This window comes from Prosthecobacter sp. (assembly GCF_029946185.1).
Taxonomy (GTDB): domain Bacteria; phylum Verrucomicrobiota; class Verrucomicrobiia; order Verrucomicrobiales; family Verrucomicrobiaceae; genus Prosthecobacter.
The window spans coordinates 1-20,529 of record NZ_JAQSEA010000232.1 but is presented as its reverse complement, the minus strand read 5'-3'; the positions used below and the strand labels follow the sequence as shown (position 1 = coordinate 20,529).

The 20,529-nt window shown below is 59.3% G+C and carries 13 protein-coding genes and 1 pseudogene; 9 read left to right on the top strand and 5 right to left on the bottom strand.

All coding sequences use genetic code 11. The features are described 5' to 3' along the window. The 3 genes and pseudogenes from PSV43_RS19325 to PSV43_RS19315 form a co-directional block, all read left to right on the top strand. Positions 1-478, top strand: a pseudogene (locus PSV43_RS19325) (ornithine carbamoyltransferase); the annotation flags it as partial. Positions 479-486: 8 nt separating this feature from the next. Then, on the top strand, positions 487-1,299 hold the full coding sequence (gene murI, locus PSV43_RS19320; protein WP_300201309.1) for a glutamate racemase: 813 nt from the start codon (positions 487-489) through the stop codon (positions 1,297-1,299). Between the two features lie 64 nt (positions 1,300-1,363). Continuing rightward, a complete protein-coding gene (locus PSV43_RS19315) occupies positions 1,364-2,485 on the top strand; it encodes an LptF/LptG family permease (protein WP_300201306.1) in 1,122 nt (373 codons plus the stop codon). Between the two features lie 12 nt (positions 2,486-2,497). Here the strand turns inward: PSV43_RS19315 and PSV43_RS19310 are convergent, their stop codons facing one another. Both PSV43_RS19310 and PSV43_RS19305 read right to left on the bottom strand, forming a co-directional pair. After that, on the bottom strand, positions 2,498-3,796 hold the full coding sequence (locus PSV43_RS19310; protein ID WP_300201303.1) for an amidohydrolase: 1,299 nt from the start codon (positions 3,794-3,796) through the stop codon (positions 2,498-2,500). A gap of 39 nt (positions 3,797-3,835) precedes the next feature. Beyond that, positions 3,836-5,005 carry an alpha/beta hydrolase fold domain-containing protein gene (locus PSV43_RS19305; RefSeq protein ID WP_300201300.1) on the bottom strand — a complete coding sequence of 390 codons (1,170 nt, stop codon included), beginning with the start codon at positions 5,003-5,005 and terminating at the stop codon, positions 3,836-3,838. 147 nt (positions 5,006-5,152) lie between these two features. On the opposite strand from PSV43_RS19305, the gene PSV43_RS19300 reads away from it, so the two are divergent. The 3 genes from PSV43_RS19300 to PSV43_RS19290 are packed head-to-tail and all read left to right on the top strand — an operon-like array spanning position 5,153 to position 8,843. Next, complete coding sequence (locus PSV43_RS19300) at positions 5,153-6,364, top strand: M14-type cytosolic carboxypeptidase (RefSeq protein WP_300201297.1); 1,212 nt, start codon at positions 5,153-5,155, stop codon at positions 6,362-6,364. Positions 6,365-6,387: 23 nt separating this feature from the next. Beyond that, the gene (locus tag PSV43_RS19295; protein WP_300201294.1) at positions 6,388-7,842 is read left to right on the top strand and encodes a DUF1501 domain-containing protein; all 1,455 of its coding nucleotides are present in this window, start codon (positions 6,388-6,390) and stop codon (positions 7,840-7,842) included. A 56-nt stretch (positions 7,843-7,898) separates the two neighbouring features. Continuing rightward, positions 7,899-8,843, top strand: a complete 945-nt coding sequence (locus PSV43_RS19290) for a TraB/GumN family protein (protein WP_300201291.1) — start codon at positions 7,899-7,901, stop codon at positions 8,841-8,843. Between the two features lie 7 nt (positions 8,844-8,850). Here the strand turns inward: PSV43_RS19290 and PSV43_RS19285 are convergent, their stop codons facing one another. Next, positions 8,851-9,822: a KpsF/GutQ family sugar-phosphate isomerase gene (locus PSV43_RS19285; RefSeq protein ID WP_300201288.1), complete on the bottom strand. Its 972-nt coding sequence runs from the start codon at positions 9,820-9,822 to the stop codon at positions 8,851-8,853. 107 nt (positions 9,823-9,929) lie between these two features. Between PSV43_RS19285 and PSV43_RS19280 the strand changes: the two genes are divergently transcribed. Next, on the top strand, positions 9,930-10,973 hold the full coding sequence (locus tag PSV43_RS19280; RefSeq protein WP_300201286.1) for a hypothetical protein: 1,044 nt from the start codon (positions 9,930-9,932) through the stop codon (positions 10,971-10,973). A 55-nt stretch (positions 10,974-11,028) separates the two neighbouring features. On the opposite strand, the gene PSV43_RS19275 is transcribed toward PSV43_RS19280, so the two are convergent. Continuing rightward, on the bottom strand, positions 11,029-11,262 hold the full coding sequence (locus PSV43_RS19275; protein WP_300201283.1) for a ferredoxin: 234 nt from the start codon (positions 11,260-11,262) through the stop codon (positions 11,029-11,031). A 172-nt stretch (positions 11,263-11,434) separates the two neighbouring features. Between PSV43_RS19275 and PSV43_RS19270 the strand changes: the two genes are divergently transcribed. Both PSV43_RS19270 and PSV43_RS19265 read left to right on the top strand, forming a co-directional pair. Continuing rightward, positions 11,435-18,286 (top strand): hypothetical protein, encoded by a 6,852-nt coding sequence (locus PSV43_RS19270; protein WP_300201280.1) that lies wholly within the window; start codon positions 11,435-11,437, stop codon positions 18,284-18,286. A 299-nt stretch (positions 18,287-18,585) separates the two neighbouring features. Then, entirely contained in the window at positions 18,586-19,635 is a 1,050-nt protein-coding gene (locus PSV43_RS19265; RefSeq protein ID WP_300201276.1) for an MBL fold metallo-hydrolase, read from the top strand. 3 nt (positions 19,636-19,638) lie between these two features. Here the strand turns inward: PSV43_RS19265 and PSV43_RS19260 are convergent. Next, positions 19,639-20,529, bottom strand: an 891-nt coding sequence (locus PSV43_RS19260) for an SGNH/GDSL hydrolase family protein (RefSeq protein WP_300201273.1), incomplete at its 5' end; no start/stop codon positions are given.

Here is a 20,529-nt window from a genome sequence, read left to right as displayed (position 1 = left end):
CGGCAGTTGGAAGGGCAAACGCGTCTGCTTCCTGGGCGATGGCGACTGCAACATGGCCCGCTCCTGGATCTGGGCCTCGGTTCACCTCGGTTTTGAACTCGTCATTGGTGCCCCCAAGGCATTCCAACCGCAGGAAAGCTTCATGCATCGTGTGCCCGGCAACACCGTCAGCATCGTCGATGACCCCGCCGAAGCCGTGGGTGCCTGCGATGTCGTTTACACCGACGTCTGGGTCAGCATGGGCAAGGAAGCCGAAAGCGCCGACCGCATCGAGACCCTCAAACCCTGGCAGATCAACTCCGCCCTCTTGAAGCACGCCAATCCTGGCGCGCTCGTCATGCACTGCCTGCCAGCCTATCGCGGCAAGGAAATCACCGAGGAAGTCATGGAGGCCCACGCCGATTTGATCTTCGATCAAGCTGAGAACCGTCTGCATGCGCAGAAAGCGATCATTGTGGAGCTCACACGCAAAAGTTGATTCGTTCCATGAGCACCCCCGTCACCGCCAGCAGCCCTCTCGGCGTTTTTGACTCCGGCGTTGGCGGCCTGACCGTAGTGCGGGCGCTGCGGGATCTGCTTCCAAACGAGTCGATCATTTATCTCGGCGACACGGCGCGCGTGCCGTATGGCTCCAAATCCCCGGACACGATCCGGCGCTTCTCGATGGAGGACACGCAGTTTCTCGTCTCCCATGGCGTGAAGGCCGTGGTGGTGGCCTGCAACACGGCCACCGCGCATGCCCTGCCGCAACTGCAGGCCACATTCCGCGTCCCGGTGATCGGTGTACTTGGCCCCGGAGTGGAAGCGACGCTCGCTGACGCCACCTGCGAGCGCGTGGGCATCATCGGCACGGCAGGCACGATCCGCAGTCACGCCTATCAGCACGAAATCGCCATGCGGCGACCGGACATCATGATCGAGGCGAAGGCGACTCCCCTGCTGGTGCCCTTCGTGGAGGAAGGCTGGACGGATCACCCGGCGCTCAAGTCCGTGCTGCGTGAGTATCTGAAGCCGATGCTCGACAAGGGCATCGACACCCTGGTGCTGGCCTGCACGCACTACCCGCTGCTGGTCCCGGTGCTGAAGCGCATGCTGGGGCAAAAGGTGCGGCTGGTGGACTCCGCCAGCACCTGCGCAGCGCATGTAAAAGCCAGCCTCGAACAGGGCGGCCTGCTGCGGACGACCAAATCGAAACCCACCCTCGACATCTACCTCACGGATCATTCCGAGCAGGCGGAGAACCTGGCCAAGCGCTTCCTCGGCACGGATTTCGGCAAGGTGAAGAAGGCGGTTGTTTGAAGCAGCCTATGGCAATCTCAAATTGCCCGCCGCAGAAGACTCGCTAGCCTCGCACCCACACCACATGTTTCCGCGCATCTTTGACCGTTATCTCGGCCGCCAGGTCGCATCAGCCACGCTTATCGGCGTAGCGCTGCTCAGCGGAGTCATGGTGCTGGGCAATGTGTACAAGAAGCTCGACCAGCTCTTGGGCAACACCGAACTGCCGATCTCGGTGATCGCGGAGTTTGTGATGCTGGTCATTCCATTCTCTCTCATCTTCACCATTCCCTGGGCCTTCCTGACCGGGATTCTCCTCGTATTTGGCCGGCTGTCCGCTGACAATGAGCTGGTCTCCCTGCGCATGACCGGCATGTCGATGCCACGCATCTGCGCGCCCATCTTTGTCCTGGCGATAGCGCTGAGCGGCATCTGCTTGTGGGTGAATGTGAGCCTGGCACCCGCAGCGAAGGACCGCATGAAGCGCCTGTTTTATCAGGTCGCGGTGAAGAACCCTGAAACCCTGTTTCAGGAGGGGCAGGTGCTGGATCGTATCCCCGGCTACCGCATTTACACCAGCAAGCGCGATGACAAGACCCTCACAGACATGCACATCATCATGCTGAAGGGCCCCCAGGCCAGCACCTACATCCACGCCAACAAAGCAACTCTTCACACCACTCCAGGCTCGATCGATCTGGAGATGGAGCTGTCAGGCATGACGGAAGAAACGGTACCCGTGGAGGGTCAGGGCCAGCTCGGTGGACTGTCCATGGACCAGCAATGGCTGAAGCTACCGCTCTCAGAAATGCAGAAAGACACGGTCCGCGTGAACGCCAGCATGAAAACCACCAGCGCGCTGTCCGAGGAGGTGCGCACCTGGAAGGACACCGTCACCGGCGATGCACTGACCCCTGTGGCGCGCTCCCTCTCGCTCACCGAACTAAGCAAACGCTACAGCTTTTCAATGGCATGCTTCACCTTCGCCCTGGTGGGCATCCCGCTGGGGGTGACAGCGCAACGGCGCGAGACCTCTTCGGGCTTCGCCCTGAGCCTCATCACAGCCACGGTTTACATCGTCTTCATCATTCTGGCAGACACGCTCAATGACAAACCAGCGGCAATGCCGCACCTCATCATGTGGCTGCCCAATGTGATCTTCCTCGGCATGGGCGGCTGGTTGTTCTACAGGCTCAGCCAGAAATAAAGCAGGTCCGCCTCATTTCTTCAGCAGTCCCATCACCGCCGAAGTCATCGCCGTCACACCGGTTTCGAGACTGGGTTCAGGAACAGGTTTGAAATAGGGCGAATGCAGCGACGGCAGGCTGGTTCCCTTGGCTTTGGCTGCGGCCACAACCGCCGGTGGCTGCGTGCCGAGCCAGAACATGCACAGCGGCACCTTCTCCTTCGTCATTCCGTATTCGGAAAAATCTTCCGCGCCCATGACGGGCTCGCGCGTGAGCACATTATCAGCACCTATTGCCGCTCCAATGAACCCGCGCACCTCCTGACACATCTCCGGCTGGTTGTACAGCGCCGTGGCACGATCATCTGACACGAGCACCTCCGGCATCTTGTCCGCAGGCATGTTGGCAGACTCCGCTTGGGCTTTCACGATGCGCTTGATGGAGTCGATCAGGTGCTGCCGCGTCTCCTTCTTGTAGCTGCGCAAGGTGAGCTGCAGCCGCACTTCATCGGAGATGATGTTGCTCTTCGTGCCCCCATGAATGCTGCCGACCGTGATCACTGCGGGATCACCCGGCCTCACCTCACGGCTGACGATGGTCTGCAACGCCAGCACGATCTGTGACGAAAGCACGATGGGGTCTTTGCAGAGGTGCGGCATCGAACCATGCCCGCCCACACCCTTCACGACGATCTCCACCGAGTCCACATTTGCCAGCGCAAACCCTTCGACAATGCCGACCGTGCCATGCGCCATGTCGGACGAGCAATGCAGCGCGATCGCCTTGTCAGGCTTTGGAAATTTCGAGAACAGACCATCGCGCAGCATGAAACGCGCGCCCAGCACCCGCTCCTCCGCCGGCTGGCCGATCATCACCACCGTACCCTGCCACTGATCCCGCAACTTCACCAACGCCCGCGCCGTTCCCACAAAGCCAGCCATATGAATATCGTGGCCGCAGGCATGCATCACGTGCACCTCACGTCCGAGTTCATCCTTCACCACCTTCGTGCTCGCATAGGGCACCCCCGTCTGCTCCTTCACCGGCAGCGCATCAAGATCCGTACGCACCAGAATCACCGGCCCATCGCCATTCTTCAACACGCCGACGATGCCATGCCCGCCAACATTCTCCGTGACCTCCAGCCCAGCCTCCCGCAGCTCTTTGGCCACGCGCGCCGCCGTTTCCTTCTCATGCAACGACAGCTCCGGGGCCGCGTGCAGTTCTTTGTAAAACGTGACGAGTGAAGGCAACTCCTGTTTCACCACCGAAGCGACATCGGCAGCAGCAAGAGATGACCCGACCAGCAAAGACAGCATAAACGGCTTCATGCTATCAACTAAGCCGACAATCCCACCGTCTTGCAAGACTCAAGGCTGTTTTGGAGCGGATTGCCTGTCGAGAAACATCTGACGCCTGGCTTCGAGCACCAGCTTTTCCTTTTTCAACCGACTGAGCTCCTCGTTGATCTCCAGACGCATGGGAGCATCATCCTTCATCTGCTGCTGGACGTTGCCCGTTAGCTCAGCCTTCCTTTTCTGCAGCCTCGCAACTGCGGCCATCTGCCCGAGGCGGCGGGCGTCCTGAATTTGCACCGCGATCTCGTTCAGCTCTTTCTCTTTCATTTCGCTCACGAGAAGGTTCATCTGCACCATCTTCGACTCCAGCTTTCTTTCCGCCTGCTCGATCTCACGATCAAACTGCTGCTCGCTCAAAGAAAAACGCATGGCCTCCATCCACTCCGCACAGCGCTTAGGCCAGGCATTGATCGGCTGCTTGTTGTCACGCATACCAAAGCCATGACCACCCTTCGCGAACAGATGGAGTTCACACGGAATGCCAAGCTTTTTATACTCAAGATAAAGCACCGTGGCCGCGATCGGGTTCTGACCGTCGTCATGGGCGCAGGCAAGGAACATCGGCGGAGCGTCCTTCGGCACGGTGAATCCCTCTTTGAGCTTCGTGGGATCTTTAAAGTCCACGAAACCGCCACCATAGATCATGATGCCAAAATCCGGCAACTCGGTCTTCGTCGCACGATCACAGGCGAGGTGGGCAAGCAAGCTTCCTCCCGCACTGAAACCAAGCAGGCCCACACGTTTAGGATCAAGATTCCACTCCTTCGCATGCTCGCGCACGTGCGCGATAGCCCTTGCCGCATCAGCCACCGGCTTCTCATGCGGTGCAGCCTCATCGCGAGTCGGCGTGCGGTATTTGAGCAGGATGCCAGTGACGCCGATGCTGTTAAGCCACTCGCAGACCTGCGTGCCTTCATGAACGGCGGAGAGAAAAACATAGCCTCCACCAGGAGCTACAATAACGCTGGTGCCGTTCGGCTGCTCCGGACGATACACGGTGATCGAGGGATCGTGGATGTCGGTGATGGTGCTTTTCCCAGCCTTGGTGCTAATAAAATCCTCCGTGGCCTTGGAGTGCGGCAGCATCTGCCCAGGCGCGCCGTCGGGCCAGAGCTTGAGCTCAACAGGATCGGCTGCGCACAAGCATGCGGGAGCAATCAGCAGGAGGAGTAGATGTTTCATGAAGTCATTTAAGCCGAGGCCGCCCCTCCCTGACAAGTCTCAAAGCAATTGGCTGGCCGCCAGAATGGACCTCTTTGCGGTGAGAAGAATAAACAGCCGCAAAGGTTTCATGCGCAGATCGAGCCACTGGCACCGTTGTGTGCCTCCATGATTAAAGCTCTTTTTCTCCTGATCCTCGGCACAGCCATCGCCAATGCAGAGCTGCGGGTGGTCACAGACTTCGAAGGCGGCAATGCGGAGGTGGTGACGCTGGATCAGACAGCGGCAAAGCTGCGCATCATGCCTGCGCTGCATGAAGGGCGCGGCTGGCCCTGCTGGTGGTTCCTGCGGCTGGACGGCACCACCGCAGGACAGGAGATCACCTTGGAGGTGCAGGGGCAGACGCGGCCCTATCGTCCTAACGCCGTGCTCGCAGCTTCCTGGTGCCAGCCTGATCAGGCGGTGATGAGCCTCGATGGCAAAAGCTGGCGGCAGACGGCCAGGGTGGAGCGCACGGCCGACAAGGTGGCCATTTATCAAGTGAAGGCAGAAGGCCCGAGCCTCTGGCTGGCATGGGGACCGCCGTTTACACCCGCCACGGCCGAGACCGTGCTGGCCGGGATAAAAGCGAAGCTGGGAGATGAAGCAGAGCGCTTTGAACTGGCGAAAACACGGGACGGCCGGCCGGTGAACGGCATCCGCATCGGCAAGTCCGACGCGCCACGCCAGGTGTGGGTGACCGCGCGCCAGCATGCCTGGGAGGCAGGCGGCGCGTGGGTGGGACGCGGCTTCGTGGAATGGCTCGCGAGCGCGGAGGCGCAAGATTTTCGCCAGCGTTGCTGCGTGCATTTCATTCCCATCATGGACGTGGACAATGTGACCCTCGGCGCGGGTGGGAAAGAGTCGCTGCCACAGGATCACAACCGCGACTGGTCGGACGCGCCGTATCACCCCGAAGTGGCCGCAGCACAGAAGCTCATCTCCGAGATCCAAGCCACGCATGGGCTGGATGTGTTTCTGGACCTGCACAATCCCAGCCCCACGGATCGCGCGCCGTACTTTTTCGGCCCGTTCGGTTTTGAGCGCATGACCGGCCTCCAACGGAACAACTACCAGCGCTGGATGGATCTGGCAGCAACGCACCTCACGGGGCCGCTGAAGGTGGAGCCGAAGTACCGCTATGCCACCTATGTGAAGACGGAGGATGAGCGCGGGCGCATGAGCAGCGGCTGGGCTCGCGCGCACGGCGGCGAGGGCACGATTTCCATCACGCTGGAAACCGCCTGGAACACGCCCAACAGCACGGCGGAAAATTACATGACCGTGGGCGCTCAGGTCGCCCGCGCGCTGAATGCCTACCTGAAAGAGCCGGGACATTAAGTCCGATACCTCCCTGCCCACCCATGAACCCTCTCGATGCCAGTCGTCTCCACCTCACCCGCCGTTCCCTGTTTGGGAAAACGGCATTGGGCATCGGTGGTGCGGCGCTGGGCGGACTGCTGACACGCGAAGGCTTTGCCATGCAGCCGCCAGATGAAATGGCCCCCGCGCTGCCGCATTTTGCCCCGAAGGCAAAACGCGTCATCTACCTGCTGCAAAACGGAGCCCCCTCCCATGTGGACCTGTTTGATCACAAGCCCATGCTCAAGAAGATGCACGGCACGCAGATCCCGGACAGCATCGTGGCCGGCAAGCGCTTCAGCACGATGACGGGCGGCCAGACCGCGCGGCCAGTCCTCGGCGAGATCTCAAACTTTTCCCGCCACGGCCACAGCGGCGCGACTGTCAGCGACTTCCTGCCCCACACCGCCGCGATCGCGGATGATCTCTGCTTCATCAAATCTCTGCACACCACGCAGGTGAATCATGCCCCTGCCGTCACCTTTTTCATGACCGGCAGCGAACAGGCAGGCAGGCCAGCCATCGGCTCGTGGCTAAGCTACGGCCTCGGCAGTGATGCGGAAGACATGCCCGCCTTTGTGGTAATGACCTCCCGCGACAAAGAGGCAAGCTGCGGCCAGATTTTCTATGACTTCTACTGGGGCAGCGGCTTCCTGCCATCGAAGTACCAAGGCGTGAAATTTCGCGGCAGCGGCGACCCCGTTTTGTACCTCAGCAACCCCAACGGCATGAGCCGCGCGGTGAAGCGCACCATCCTCGATGGCATCGCAGGCATGAATGAAATGAAGCTCCGCGACTTCGGCGATCCCGAGATCGCCACGCGCATCGCGCAGTACGAGATGGCCTACAAGATGCAGACGAGCGTGCCGGAGCTGACAGACTTCTCTGACGAACCCAAGCACATCCTCGACATGTACGGCCCGGACGTCATGCGGCAGGGCAGCTACGCCTACAACTGCCTCATGGCCCGGCGTCTCGCCGAGCGCGGCGTGCGCTTCGTACAGCTCATGCACGCCGGCTGGGACCAGCACCGAAATCTGAACACACAGCTCAAGATTCAATGCACCGACACCGATGCGCCGAGTGCCGCGCTGATAAAAGACCTCAAGCAACGCGGCCTGCTGGATGACACCCTCGTCATCTGGGGTGGCGAGTTTGGCCGCACCCCCTTCCTTCAAGGCAAGATCGAAGACACCAAGCAGTGGGGCCGCGACCACCACCCCTACGTCTTCACCGTCTGGATGGCCGGCGGCGGAGTGAAGCCCGGCATGACCTACGGCGAGAGCGATGAGTTCGGCTTCAACATCGCGAAAGACGGCGTACATGTACACGACTTCCAGGCCACCCTGATGCACCTGCTCGGCATCGACCACGAACGCTTCACCTTCCGCTTTCAGGGCCGTCAATTCCGCCTCACCGACGTGCACGGCAGCGTGGTAAAACCGGTGCTGGCTTGATCGATGTCTCACATCCCGGTTGCATCCCATTCCCGCCGCGTGTTTGAATCGACCCAATGATAATCCCCCGTTTCCTCCTTGCCCTCGCGCTTTGCCTCAGCCTCGTGGCATGCAAGCGTGAAGCGACGAAGGCGGTCGCGAATCCGGATGCAGCGGCTTTTGTCGCCGACGGCGGTGGTGACGGCAGCGTGTGGGTGGTGGATGGCCCCAACGGCGGCCGCCTCTTCCTGTGCGGGACGATCCACATTCTGCGCGAGAAGGACTACCCGCTGGCCCCGGCCTATGAGGCAGCCTACATGTATTCGAACAAGCTCGTGTTGGAACTGCCGCCAGGTGCGGCGTCAGGATCAGAACTGACAAGCCGGATGTCCCAGCTCGGTCTGTATCCAGCAGGCACCTCGCTCGAGGCGAATGTAAGCAAGGAAACCTGGGAGTCGGTGAAAAAGTGGGCGGCAAAACACGATCTCAACCCCACCCCCTTGAACCGCCTTCGTCCGTGGTTTCTGGCGCTCATGATCACCTCAACCGAATATGCGGCCCTCGGCGCAAAACCCGACCAAGGCGTGGACTCATTCTTTGAGGAGCGCGCGAAGAAAGACGGCAAGCCCGCCGAAGGACTGGAAACCGTGGAGTTTCAGATCCAGCTCTTTGCCTCCCTCAGTGAGAAGCAGCAGCGCGAGCTGCTGGAGCAAACCCTGGGTGAGATTAGTTCGGTGAAAGAGGAGTTCGAAAAGATGATCAAGGCTTGGAAATACGGCCAGCTAGATGACTTGCAGGAGATGCTGTTCCGCGAAGCGGAGAAATATCCCGACCTCATGAATCTTTTTCTCACCGGCCGCAATCTCGCATGGATAGACCGGCTGGAGCAGATGCTCAAACGCGGCGAAAAGGTGATGGTGCTCGTGGGCACCGGCCATCTCACCTCGGACACCGGCTTGATCGAACTCATGCGCAAGCGCGGCCACCGCGTACGGCATTACCGTGAAGTGACAGACTTCTGAGCCTGCCTCACACCAACCGCAGCCGGGTCAGATCCTGCGTATCAACCATGCCCACAGGCTTGCCCGATTCATCGACCACCACAATGTCATCAATCCGGTTTTTCTCGAATGCGGCGAGGACTTCAGCGGCGAGTTTGCTGGCCTGAATGCTCACCGGACGCGGCGTCATAAAATCGCACACAGCATTGTCCGCGATGGCATTGTCCTTCTGAAAAGCACGCACAAAGTCGCCGTGCGTGAAGACGCCTGCGAGCGTGCCGTCCGGGTGTGTCACAATGGCGGCACCACTGCGGGCGCGGGTCATCGCCTGAAGCCCTTCGCGAACAGTCGTACCCGGCTGGATGATCGCAAGTTGCTCACCGCTCCGCATGACATCGCTCACACGCGTCAGCAGGGCGCGGCCCAGCGAACCGCCCGGATGCAGTCTCGCAAAGTCTTCGGATTGAAAGCCACGGGCTTCCAGCAAAGCCATCGCCAGCGCATCACACAAGACCAGCATCGTCGTCGTGCTGGAAGTCGGTGCCAGATTCAGCGGGCAGGCTTCCTGCGTGACGTGCACGTCGAGCACCACATCCGCATTCTTCGCCAGCGTGGACTGCATGCCGCCGGTGATGGCGATGATCGGCGTGTCAAACCTCTTCAAATGCGGCAGCAGGTCCAGCAGTTCGGACGTCTCTCCGCTGTAGCTGAGCATGATCGCCAGATCACCTGGATCGATGACTCCAAGATCGCCATGCAGCGCATCCCCGACATTGAGCAGCACGGTGGTGGCACCGGTACTGTTGAGCGTGGCGGCAAGCTTGCGGCCGATGTTCCCACTTTTGCCCACCCCACAGACGATCAGCTTGCCCCGCTGGCGCACCCCGGCGAGCAGCAGCTCGATGGCCCGGGCGAAAGATTCGTCGATGCGCGCATGCAGCCGCTGCAGCTCGTCGATTTCGAGCTGGATGACACGGCGGGCTTTTTCAGGGTAATTCATGAGCAGGAACTGTTAGGCGGGGACTGAGATGCAGCAACCAAGTGCTTGAGCACGAGATACTTCCCCGCCATGTTTGGCGAAACTCCATCTGAATTGTACTTTAATCAATGACGTCTGGCTCCACCGGTTCTCACCGCGCCTTCATGGGTGTTTGCATCACCCTGTGTTTCATCTTGGTGCTGACTCTCTACGTCGGATGGACGCTTTATTTCAACAACACCGCGAACCGTAACACCCGGATCGCAAAGGACCAAACCGCCGAGCAGAAAGCCCAGGATCTGGAAAAGCTGGGAATCACCTTTCAGACGGCGCACACGGATGCCCCTGCCTCCTCGGTGCTGCCCAAACTCATGGCTGGCGCTGCTGACATCCGCCCTCCCACCACCACTCCGCCCGCACCCGCACCACCTCCTTCACCCGCCACTCTCGCTGACTCCCCGAGTCAGCCAGCTTCACTGTATCCAGTGGAATCCAGCGTCAAGGAACTGCCAATGCTGGAAACCAGCGATGAAGTCATTCAGGCAATGGAGCTTCTGGATCAATATTGGAAAACAGCCGATTGGAAAGAACGAGTGCCGCTGGTGGCCCATTCTGAGCGTGTCGCCCCGTTGATGCGGGATTACTATGGCACTCAGGGCGCCTCAGACCCCGAGCCCGGAGCCTTGGTCAGCAAGGCTCGTTATCAGATCAATGGCACTGAAATTCTTTACTTCAGCTATGCCAGCAGCCGGCCCACAGGCTCATTGGAAATCGCCATGCTGCGGGGTCCACAGGGAAAATTCCTGATCGACTGGGAAAGCCTCACCGGTTATGGCGAGATGTCTTTTCAGGAGTTCCGCACCAAGCGTCCCCACGAACCGGTGCTCATGCGTGCCTACGTGCGTTTGTTTGAGTACTACAATCATGAGTTCTCCGACTCTGAAAAATACCTCTGCATCAAGCTGACGTCAGAAAGCGGCGACAACTCCGTGTACGCCTATTGTGAACGTGGCACCCCGCTGGCACAATGGATCGAAAGAGACCTCGCCACCACCGGACCTGCCGGCTTCAAAGGCTACACCATGCTGATATCCTTTCCTCCCAACGCCCAGTCAAACCAGTGCGTGAATCTGGACAAAGTAATGGCCCAGCGCTGGCTTAAACTGCCTTAAGTCATCCTCACCGTCAGAACTGACGGCGTTCAGCAAAAACAAAGACCCGGCAGGCTTATTCGCCGTCGCGTCCGATCGCCTCAACCGGGCAGCCGGTCAGCGCTTCTTCGCACAAGGCGCGCTCATCATCCGTTTCAGGCTGCTTATACAGGAATGAATGCCCGCCGTCGTCGTCACGCTTAAAGTTTGCAGGTGCCGTTTCGCGGCAGAGGTCGCAGTCAATGCACTGGTCATCAACGTAGTATGCTCCGGAAGCGTTTTGGGCGTATTTGTTTTCAGCGTCGGCCATGGGGATCTGGGAAAGTAAGGGGGTATCAATACTAGTTCCCGCCCCCCGGGTTTCAAACGGTTTTTTGCCCGACCTCACCCCTTCCCCGGCCCTCTTTGACAGAGTCTTTACAATAAAAGCTCGCCTCAGCCGTGATGCTCGGCGCATCATCCACTCCAACCCGTCTCCGGCCATGAAATCGCTCGCACTTGCCCTCCTTCTTCCCCTCACGGCTTTTGCCGATAATGAAATCGGCTTCATCGAGCGCTTCGCCCTCGCTGCCGACCGCGAAAAAGCCCTCGGCGAGCTCGTTCCAGGCTCGGAGGAATACTATTTCTTCCACGCCCTCCATTATCAAAACGTCCGCGACAACGCCAAGCTCAATCAAATCCTCAACCAATGGCGAGAACGCGTCCCCAACGAAAACGAAGCCCGCCGCATCATCCTCAATCGCGAGGCCATCCTTGGCTACGAACGCAATCCACAGGCCACGCTCAAATACCTCATCGAGCGTCTCGGCATTCGTCACGACCACCAGCAGGAAGTGCGTGACCGAAAACCCAACCTCCCCACCCAGCTCGATCCCGCCAAAGTCAGCCGCGAAGTCTTTCTCCGCGATGCATTGAACAACGACCGCAGCCTCACCTCCCTTTCCCAGGAGGCTCTCGCCGCCCTCATTCGTGATCAGGCAGCTCTTACACCAGATCAGCGCCGCAGCGTGCTCAGCAAGCTCCAGCGCCCCGATGTGCCCAATCTCCTGCAGGCCATCATCGCGGACCTTCAGTCTGACAAATCACGCACCTTCGGCTCCCTTCCTATCCATCGTGCCCTGCTCCCTGAGCAGCTTGATGCACTGCTGCAAACCTTCCCTCAGTGGCTCGGCCAGCAGGCTTTCGTATACACCCGCCTGCGCAAGATGGCCCCCAGCGCGGATGTGAACCTCGAATACGATGACGCCGAACGCACCGCCTGGCTCGATCGCGTGTGGGCCTTCGCACAAAAACTGCCCCCTTCCCAAAACACGCTCAAGACCCGCATCCTCTACCTGCGCCTGGACCATGACCGCAAGCAGGGCGTGTATGACCGCAGCCGCTTCATCGAGTACCTCAAGCTCCCGCGTCAGGGCAGCTACATCAACGATACCTACATCAAGGACGTCAAACCCTTCGAACTCTCCAACCTCAACGCCGATCTCAGCGAACCGCTGCTGCTTTCCCCACCCATCGGCACCGACGAACCGCTCGTCCGCGAGTACTTCCTCCACCTCTTTGCCACCGAGGTGAAGCCCGATGCTGATGCGAACGATGTGCTGGCAAAATGGACTGAATACATCGCCGAAGAATGGCTCACCCCCGTGCTGGCGGAAGCCCTCATCACCCACGGCATCGGCTCCCCGGAACACTGGGCCTCTCTGCTCACACCCACCGAATTCCAGCAGCTCAAAGACCGCGTGGACATCGAATTCCCCGCCACGAATGCGCCGCAATTTTCACCCGGCGACGACATCCAGTTTGATGTCAGCGTCAAAAACACACAGAAGCTCATCGTGAAAATCTTCGAGCTGAACACGCTCAATTTTTTCCAGACCCAGCAGCGCCAGCTTAACACCGATCTCAATCTCGACGGCCTCGTCGCCAACAGTGAGCAGACCCACGCCATCGAAGGCGGCCCGTTCATGCGCCAGCGGCAGACCTTCAAGTTCCCCGAGCTCAAAGGCAAACGCGGTGCATGGATCATCGAGTTCATCGGCGGTGGTCGCAGCAGCCGCGCCCTCATTCGCACCGGCCAGTTCCAAGTCCTTCAGCAAACCGGCCCCAGTGGCGATCTGATCCTCGTCCTCGATGAAAAGCACCAGCCGGTGAATGACGCCGTGGCCTGGTTTGAAGGCCGCAAACTGACGCGCAATGAAAAGCTCGGCCGCATCGTCGTCCCGTTCACCAATCAACCCGGCACGAAGCAGCTCATCATTGGCGATGCCGCAGGCACCTTCGCCTCGCTCACCTCCTTTACCCACCATGCTGAGGACTACCGCCTCGACGCGCAGTTCCACATCGAACGTGAGCAGCTTCTCGCCCGCCGCGAAGCCACCCTCGCCGTGCGCACCGCATTGATGATGGGCGAGGCGCATCTCTCCCCCGAACTCCTCATCGAGCCAAAGCTCACCATCACCAGCACCACCCTGGACGGCATCTCCACCACTCGCGAAGTCAAGGACCTCAAGCTCAGCGCCGGCAGCGACCTCACGCACACACTCACCGTCCCAGAGCGCCTCGCCTCACTCACCGTGGCTTTCAGCGCCAAAGTGGATGTTGTCAGCGCTGGCGGCACCAAGAAAGACCTCACCGCCAGCCACACTTGGACACTCAACGGCATCGACAAGACCGACGCCGTCAACGACGGCCACCTCAGTACCTTCGACGGACAGCGCATCTTCGAACTCCTCGGCAAAAACGGCGAACCCATCGCCGACCAGCAAGTCCTTTTCACCTTCAAACACCGCGAGTTCAGCCGCACCCAGATCGTCCCACTGCGCACCGACGCCCAGGGCCGTGTGAACCTCGGCAAGCTCACCAGCATCGAATCCGTCGCCGCCCAAATCCCCAATGGCCGTCAGACACTCTGGCCGCTGGAGAATGCTGACAGCACCCTCTCCACCACCATTCACGCTAAAGAGGGTGAGACGATTCATGTTCCTTTTCAGGTCACAGGCCGACTGCCCATGTCACTCCTGGCACAAACCTCCGGCACCTTCACCGCAGACCTTGCAGCCCTCGTCAAAACCGAAAACGGCTTCCTCATCATCAGCGGTCTCAAACCCGGTGATTACTCACTGCAAATCCCTGACCAGCCCCTCATCACCCTCAAAGTCACTCAAGGAAACACCCTCGGCGGCTGGGTGCTGGGCAAGCACCGGCAGCTTGAGCTCAAAGGCAACACGCCGCTCCACATCATCAGCATCGAGAACGACAAAGATTTCATCACCGTCAAACTCGCCCACAGCAGTCCCTTCGCACGCGTTCACTTCGCCGCCTCACGCTTCGATCCCGGCAGCGGCATCTTTGGGGGTCTCGCCGGCTTCACCCGTTTTGGTGCCGCATCAGGCACTCCCGCGAGAAACCCGAATCTCTACTCCGCAGGCCGCGAGATCGGCGATGAGTACCGCTACATCCTCGAACGCCGCTACTCCAAGCTCTTCCCAGGCAACATGCTCACCCGCCCCGGTCTGCTGCTCAATCCATGGGAGACCCGCAGCACCGACCTCGACGAACTCGCCCAAGCAGGCGGCCAAAATGCGGCCATGACACGCGGCGGAGCCACAGGCACTTCGAGCATCGGCGGCATGATTCCCGCAAAGAAGATGAAAGCCCAAGCCGGACCGCAAGGCGGCACCAATCTCGACTTCCTCGCCGCATCCGCCCCGGTCATCTACAACCTCGTGCCCGACAAAGACGGCCTCGTCCGCATCGAACGCAAAGCCCTTGGCGACCGCCAGCATGTACAAATTTACGCCGAAGACCTGCAAAACGCCTCCTGGCGCACACTCACACTGCCAGAAGCCCCCACCAAGTTCGCCGATCAGCGCCTCGCACGAAATCTTGATCCTGCGGCACCCTTCACACAGAAAAAGGAAATCACCGTACTCGAAACCGGCAAGGCCCTCACCCTCGCCGACATCCTCACCAGCGAACTCGAAACCTACGACACCCTCGGCGGCATCCACTCGCTCTTCACCACACTAAGCAACGATGGCAACCTGTCCAATTTCGCATGGCTGCTGAACTGGCCCAAGCTCAAAGAAGATGAAAAGCGCGCCAAATACGGCGAGTTCGCCTGCCATGAATTGAACTTCTTCCTTTTCCGCAAAGACAAGCCCTTCTTCGACACCGTGGTGAAACCCCACCTAACGAACAAGAAGGACAAGACCTTCATGGACGAGTACCTCCTCGGCCTCGATCTCACCCCACACCTTGAATCCTGGGCCTACGCCCGCCTCAACATCGTCGAGCGCATCCTGCTCGCCCATCACATCAAAAATGAAGCACCAAATGCCGCACGCCATGTGCGTGAGCTATGGGAAATGATTCCACCGAATCCCGAACAACAGGATTACCTCTTTGAAACAGCATTACGCGGCCGTGTGATGGATAACGGTGGTTTAGGAAACATGGTTGCCTTCGACATGGGTGCAGGAAAGTCTGAAACAGCCCAACCAAGCCCGGCACCGCCGCCACCGCCAGCGATGGCATCCGATCCATTTAGCGCTCCAGCAGCGGCACCAATGCCGGGTGCAACATCATACGAGGACTATGCTACTTCAGCAGGTTCGATGGCCCCAGGCGCGGCCCAACTGATGCAAAAAATGAATTCAATCATTCTCCCGAATGTAGATTTCCAAAATGCCTCTATTGAAGAAGCCGTGCAATTTCTCCGGACCAAAAGCGGCGTCAACATCCACATTGCCCAGATGGGCGTGAAATCATCCGCGAGCATCAGCCTCAATCTCAAAGACGTTCCTTTATCTGAAGCCCTCAGATATGTCACTGAACTGTCGCAGATGAAATTCAAGGTGGAATCTGGTGGCGTTGTCGTCTTCCCATTGAGCGAAAATGCCACAGAGCGCCTCTCCCCGACCACCATTGAGCTGCAGCGAGCGGGGGCAAAAAATGGCAGCGGCGTTGCACTACCCAAAGAAATGGAAGCCCTTGGCAAAGATCGCGACGAGGCGCTCCGCAAATCCGGCTCGGGGGGCTTTACACTGAGCAGAGCCAACACCTACAGCGGCGAGACGTCCAACAATGCAGGAACACTCCTCTATTTTGGCACGGGAGATGTCAATGAAGCACGCCAAGAAGTCCGCATCTTCTTCCGCCCCCTCGGTCCCACAAAAGAGTGGGCGGAGAACAACTACTACAAACTGCGCATCACCGAGCAAGACTCCGACCTCGTCACCGTGAACGCTTTCTGGCGTGATTACGCCGCCTGGGTGGCCGCAGGATCCAAGGGCGGATTCATCTCAGCCAATGTCGCCGAAGCCAGCACCAATTTCACCGAGATGGTGCTCGCGCTCGCGGTGCTCGATCTGCCGTTTGAAACTCCAAAGCACAGCAAGAAGGCCGACAATGGAAAATTCACTTTCACCGCAGGCGGACCCTGCATCGTGTATCACAAAGAGATCAAACCAGCCGTCGTCGAAAACAACGCACAGGGCCAGCTCCTCGTTTCCCAAAGCTTCTTCCGCCAGAACGACCGCTTCCGCACAGAGGGAAATGAGAGGTTCGAAAAGTACGTCACCACCGAGTTCCTCACCGGCGCGACCTATGGCGCGAACATCGTCGTCACCAATCCCACCAGCAGCCCGGTCAAGGCCGTGGTGCTGCTGCAGATCCCACAGGGCGCCCTGCCCGTGCTCGGCAGCAAGGCCACCGACTCACGCCAGATTCGCCTGGAGCCCTACACCACGCAGACCTTCGAGTATCACTTCTACTTCCCGCTCATTCCAGCCAAGCCCGGCCTCAAGTTCGCGCACTTCCCCGTCAACGTCGCCACCAGCACCAGCACGGCGAGCACGAAACCTTTTGAGTTCAACGTCGTCCCTAAACTCACCGAGGTGGACAAGGCCTCATGGGACTATGTCTCTCAATACGGCAGCGCCGCAGACGTCTTCAGCTTCCTTGAGCAATCCAACCTCGCGGCCCTCGATCTGACCCGCGTCGCATGGCGCTGCCGCCAGAGCGTGGACTTCTACCAGAAGCTCATCGCCTTCATGCGCACGCATCACCTCGAAGATGGAACTATCTCCTCCTACGCACTGCTCCACAACGATGCCCCCACCTTGCGTGAGTGGTTGAAAGTTCAGTTCGGCGATGCCTGCGGCCCATACTTCTCCAGCAAACTCCTCACGCTCGACCCCATCGAACGCCGCAGCTACGAGCAGCTCGAATACTCCCCGCTCATCAATCAGCGCGCCCACCGCGTCGGAGGTGAGTGGCGCATCGCCAATCCTGCTGCGCTGGAGCAGTACACCAAGCTCCTCGGCATCCTCGCCCACAAGCCTCAGCTCGATGCCATGGACAATCTGAGCGTCGCCTACTTCCTCTTCCTTCAAGACCGCGTTGAAGAGGCGCTGACCCGCTTCAAGTCCATCGACGTCGTCAAGCTGCCCACCAAAATCCAGCACGACTACTTCCAGTGCTACGCCGCCTTCTATGAAGGCGATCTCGCCGCCGCGCGCGGTCTCGCCTCGAAGTACGCCGATCATCCCGTGCCACGCTGGAAGCTGCTCTTTGCCGATGTCGCCACGCAGATCAATGAAATCGAAGGCAAGGACGCCAAGACAGAAAAAGGCGACAAACCCGACCGTGAGAAGCAACAGGCCGAACTCGCCTCCACCGAGCCAGGCTTTGATTTTAAAGTCGAAAACAAGAGCATCGCACTGAGTTGGAAAAACCTCGAAGAAGTCACGCTGAACTACTACCTCATGGACCCCGAGTTCAGCTTCAGCAGCAATCCCTTCGTGAGCCAGGACGCCGGACGCTTCAGCATCATCAAGCCGAACAAAACAACCACGCAGGCACTGCCAAAGAATCAGACCACGCTCGACCTCGCACTGCCCGCCGAATTCGCCAAGGCAAACGTGCTTGTCGAAGTCCTCGGTGCCGGAAAGCGCAAGACCCAGGCCTATCACGCCAACAGCCTGAAACTCACGCTCTCCGAAAACTACGGCCGCCTCGAAACCCGCGACGCCACCACCGACAAGCCGCTGCCTAAGTCCTACGTCAAAGTGTACGCACGCCTCAACAACGGCACCGTGCGCTTCTTCAAAGACGGCTACACCGACCTGCGCGGCCGCTTTGACTACGCAAGCCTCAACGGCTCCGAAAATGCCTCCCCGCAGCCCACGCCGTATGAAGCCGCACCCGCCAACGGCCTCGACTACCAGATGCTCAAGCCCGCCGAACTGCAAAATGTCGAAAAACTCTCGCTCCTCATCCTCAGCGACACACACGGCGCGACAGTGAAGGAAGTAAGCCCTCCTGGCCGCTAATGCAGACTCGTCACGTAGAATGCAACTTATCCAGCTCAAAGCACCGCGCTGCATCGGGTCTGAAAGACCCACGGAGTCAGCCCAGGGCACATTCGCGCAGCGACAAGCCCTGGGTCGCACGTGCCACCACGCTTCCTCCGGCAGCGCCCTGAAGGGGCGGGGGAGCACCTTCACTCGTTCCATCATGCAGCCATTCGTATCGTTCCTTGATGTTGCAAAATGGATGACGAGCTGCGCTTGATTCATCTACCCTGAGAGAACCCGCCTTCTTCGAGCGTGAAGAAGGCGCTTCACCCACCATGAAATCCATCCTCGCCGCTCTTCTTGCCTTCACCCTCACTCTCTCCGCGCTTGACCAGACGCTGGACATCTACTGGATCGACTCCGAAGGCGGCGGCTCAACGCTGATCGTGACGCCATCAGGCGAATCAGTTCTCATCGACACCGGCAACCCTGGCGGACGCGATCCCCAGCGCATCCAGAAAGTCGCCACGGAGCAGGCGAAACTCACCCGCATCGACCACGTCATCATCACGCACTTTCATGCCGACCACTTCGGCGGACTTGCCGAACTGGCCGAGTTGATGCCTATCGGCACCCTCTACGACAAAGGCATCCCCGACGGCAGTCCAGACGGCAAAGCCCAGGACATGCGCTGGACACTGACCAGCCGCCCCTATCGCGATGCCAAGGTGGAAAAGCGCGTCACGCTGGCCGCAGGCGCCATCGTCCCGCTTAAGCAGACCGAGGGCAGACCCAAGCTCACACTGCGTTGCCTCGGTGCGAATCAGCAGTTCATCCCACCTTATCCCGACCAACCCGAAAACCCTCTCAAAGGTTCCGTGCCCCCCAAAGCAACCGATCCGAGCGACAACGCAAACAGCGTCGTTTTGCTGCTGCAGTTCGGTGATTTCCGCTTCTTTGACGGCGGCGATCTGTCATGGAACGTCGAAGAGAAACTCGTCTCCCCCTTCAATCTCGTCGGCACCGTCGATCTCTATCAGGTGAACCACCACGGCTTGGATGCGAGCAACAACCCCATCCTCATCCACAGCCTTCAGCCCACAGTTTCAGTGATGAACAACGGCCCGCGCAAAGGCACCAGCAAGTCCGCCATGGACGCACTCAAATCGACCCCGACAATCCAGGCGATGTATCAGGTGCATGAAAACGTCCGCGACGATCATGAAAACACCGCAGACAAAACCATGATCGCCAACCACGGCGATCTTGCCGAAGCCTGCGCCGCCAACCACATTCACTGCACCATCAGTGCAGATGCAAAGAGCTACACTCTCGAAGTTCCTTCACAGAAACACAGCCGCACTTTCCAGACCCGCGAGAAGTAGCTGCTACTTCGCTCCCAGCTTGGTCCGAATCACAGGTGCCAGCCATTTGGCCGTCTCATCGGCAATGACATTGTATCCCGCGAGGTTCGGGTGACGATCTCCTGCCCAGCCAGGGAGGTGGCCGAAGATGCCATCGAGGCGGTTGTCGAGCACGACAACCTTCGGATCGTCGCCCTCCGGCTGGAGATAGGGAGTGGCAAGCGGACGGAGTTTTTCCGGAATTTTCGATAGCGGAAAACGGCGATAGTTGAGGCCGTCAGGATTCTTCTTCAATTCGGCAAGGTAGCGCGGCGCGATGTCGAAGAGCGTAAGCTTTTCATCCTTGGCGATCTGCTTGATGAGCGCGTTGATGTCCGCGTGGAGGTTGTTAAGAGCATAAGGGATGGCAGTCATCGGGATGAGCATCGCCTTGGGATGGTCTTTGCGCAGGCGCTCTAGCAACTCATGGAAATCCTTCGAGAACTGAGTTTTGAAGTCCTTCACCTTCGCCTGGTCGTTGAGTCCGTAGCGGATGAAAATGTAATCGGCCTGCGGCTTGGTCTTCACGGCCTTGTCATAGCGGGTGTCGAGAAGGCGACGAATGTACTCACCGCTGACGCCCTCGTTATAGACATCGCAGGGCGGAAGATCAGATTCGAGCGCGAGCTGGATACGCAGCGTGTCCTCAATCTGAGGCTCGGAAGGGGCCATTTTCTTCGGGATGCTCGCCTCGGTGGTGCTGTCGCCAAGCAGGATGATCTGCAGGCGTTTTTTGCCCGCCGTAGCATCACTGAACGCGAAGGACTGGCCTCCGATGAACTGATCAGAGGTGATGGTGGGGCAGATCAGTCGCTCGACATGCTCGATGAATTTCGCCGTACCCTGCTTGTGACTGAGGAAGGGCCAGCGTGCAGG

Excerpts from the sequence above, each read along its gene's own strand:
- murI (WP_300201309.1), top strand. The coding sequence starts at position 487 with ATGAGCACCCCCGTCACCGCCAGCAGCCCTCTCGGCGTTTTTGACTCC.
- PSV43_RS19315 (WP_300201306.1), top strand. The coding sequence starts at position 1,364 with ATGTTTCCGCGCATCTTTGACCGTTATCTCGGCCGCCAGGTCGCATCA.
- PSV43_RS19310 (WP_300201303.1), bottom strand. The coding sequence starts at position 3,796 with ATGAAGCCGTTTATGCTGTCTTTGCTGGTCGGGTCATCTCTTGCTGCT.
- PSV43_RS19305 (WP_300201300.1), bottom strand. The coding sequence starts at position 5,005 with ATGAAACATCTACTCCTCCTGCTGATTGCTCCCGCATGCTTGTGCGCA.
- PSV43_RS19300 (WP_300201297.1), top strand. The coding sequence starts at position 5,153 with ATGATTAAAGCTCTTTTTCTCCTGATCCTCGGCACAGCCATCGCCAAT.
- PSV43_RS19295 (WP_300201294.1), top strand. The coding sequence starts at position 6,388 with ATGAACCCTCTCGATGCCAGTCGTCTCCACCTCACCCGCCGTTCCCTG.
- PSV43_RS19290 (WP_300201291.1), top strand. The coding sequence starts at position 7,899 with ATGATAATCCCCCGTTTCCTCCTTGCCCTCGCGCTTTGCCTCAGCCTC.
- PSV43_RS19285 (WP_300201288.1), bottom strand. The coding sequence starts at position 9,822 with ATGAATTACCCTGAAAAAGCCCGCCGTGTCATCCAGCTCGAAATCGAC.
- PSV43_RS19280 (WP_300201286.1), top strand. The coding sequence starts at position 9,930 with ATGACGTCTGGCTCCACCGGTTCTCACCGCGCCTTCATGGGTGTTTGC.
- PSV43_RS19275 (WP_300201283.1), bottom strand. The coding sequence starts at position 11,262 with ATGGCCGACGCTGAAAACAAATACGCCCAAAACGCTTCCGGAGCATAC.
- PSV43_RS19270 (WP_300201280.1), top strand. The coding sequence starts at position 11,435 with ATGAAATCGCTCGCACTTGCCCTCCTTCTTCCCCTCACGGCTTTTGCC.
- PSV43_RS19265 (WP_300201276.1), top strand. The coding sequence starts at position 18,586 with ATGAAATCCATCCTCGCCGCTCTTCTTGCCTTCACCCTCACTCTCTCC.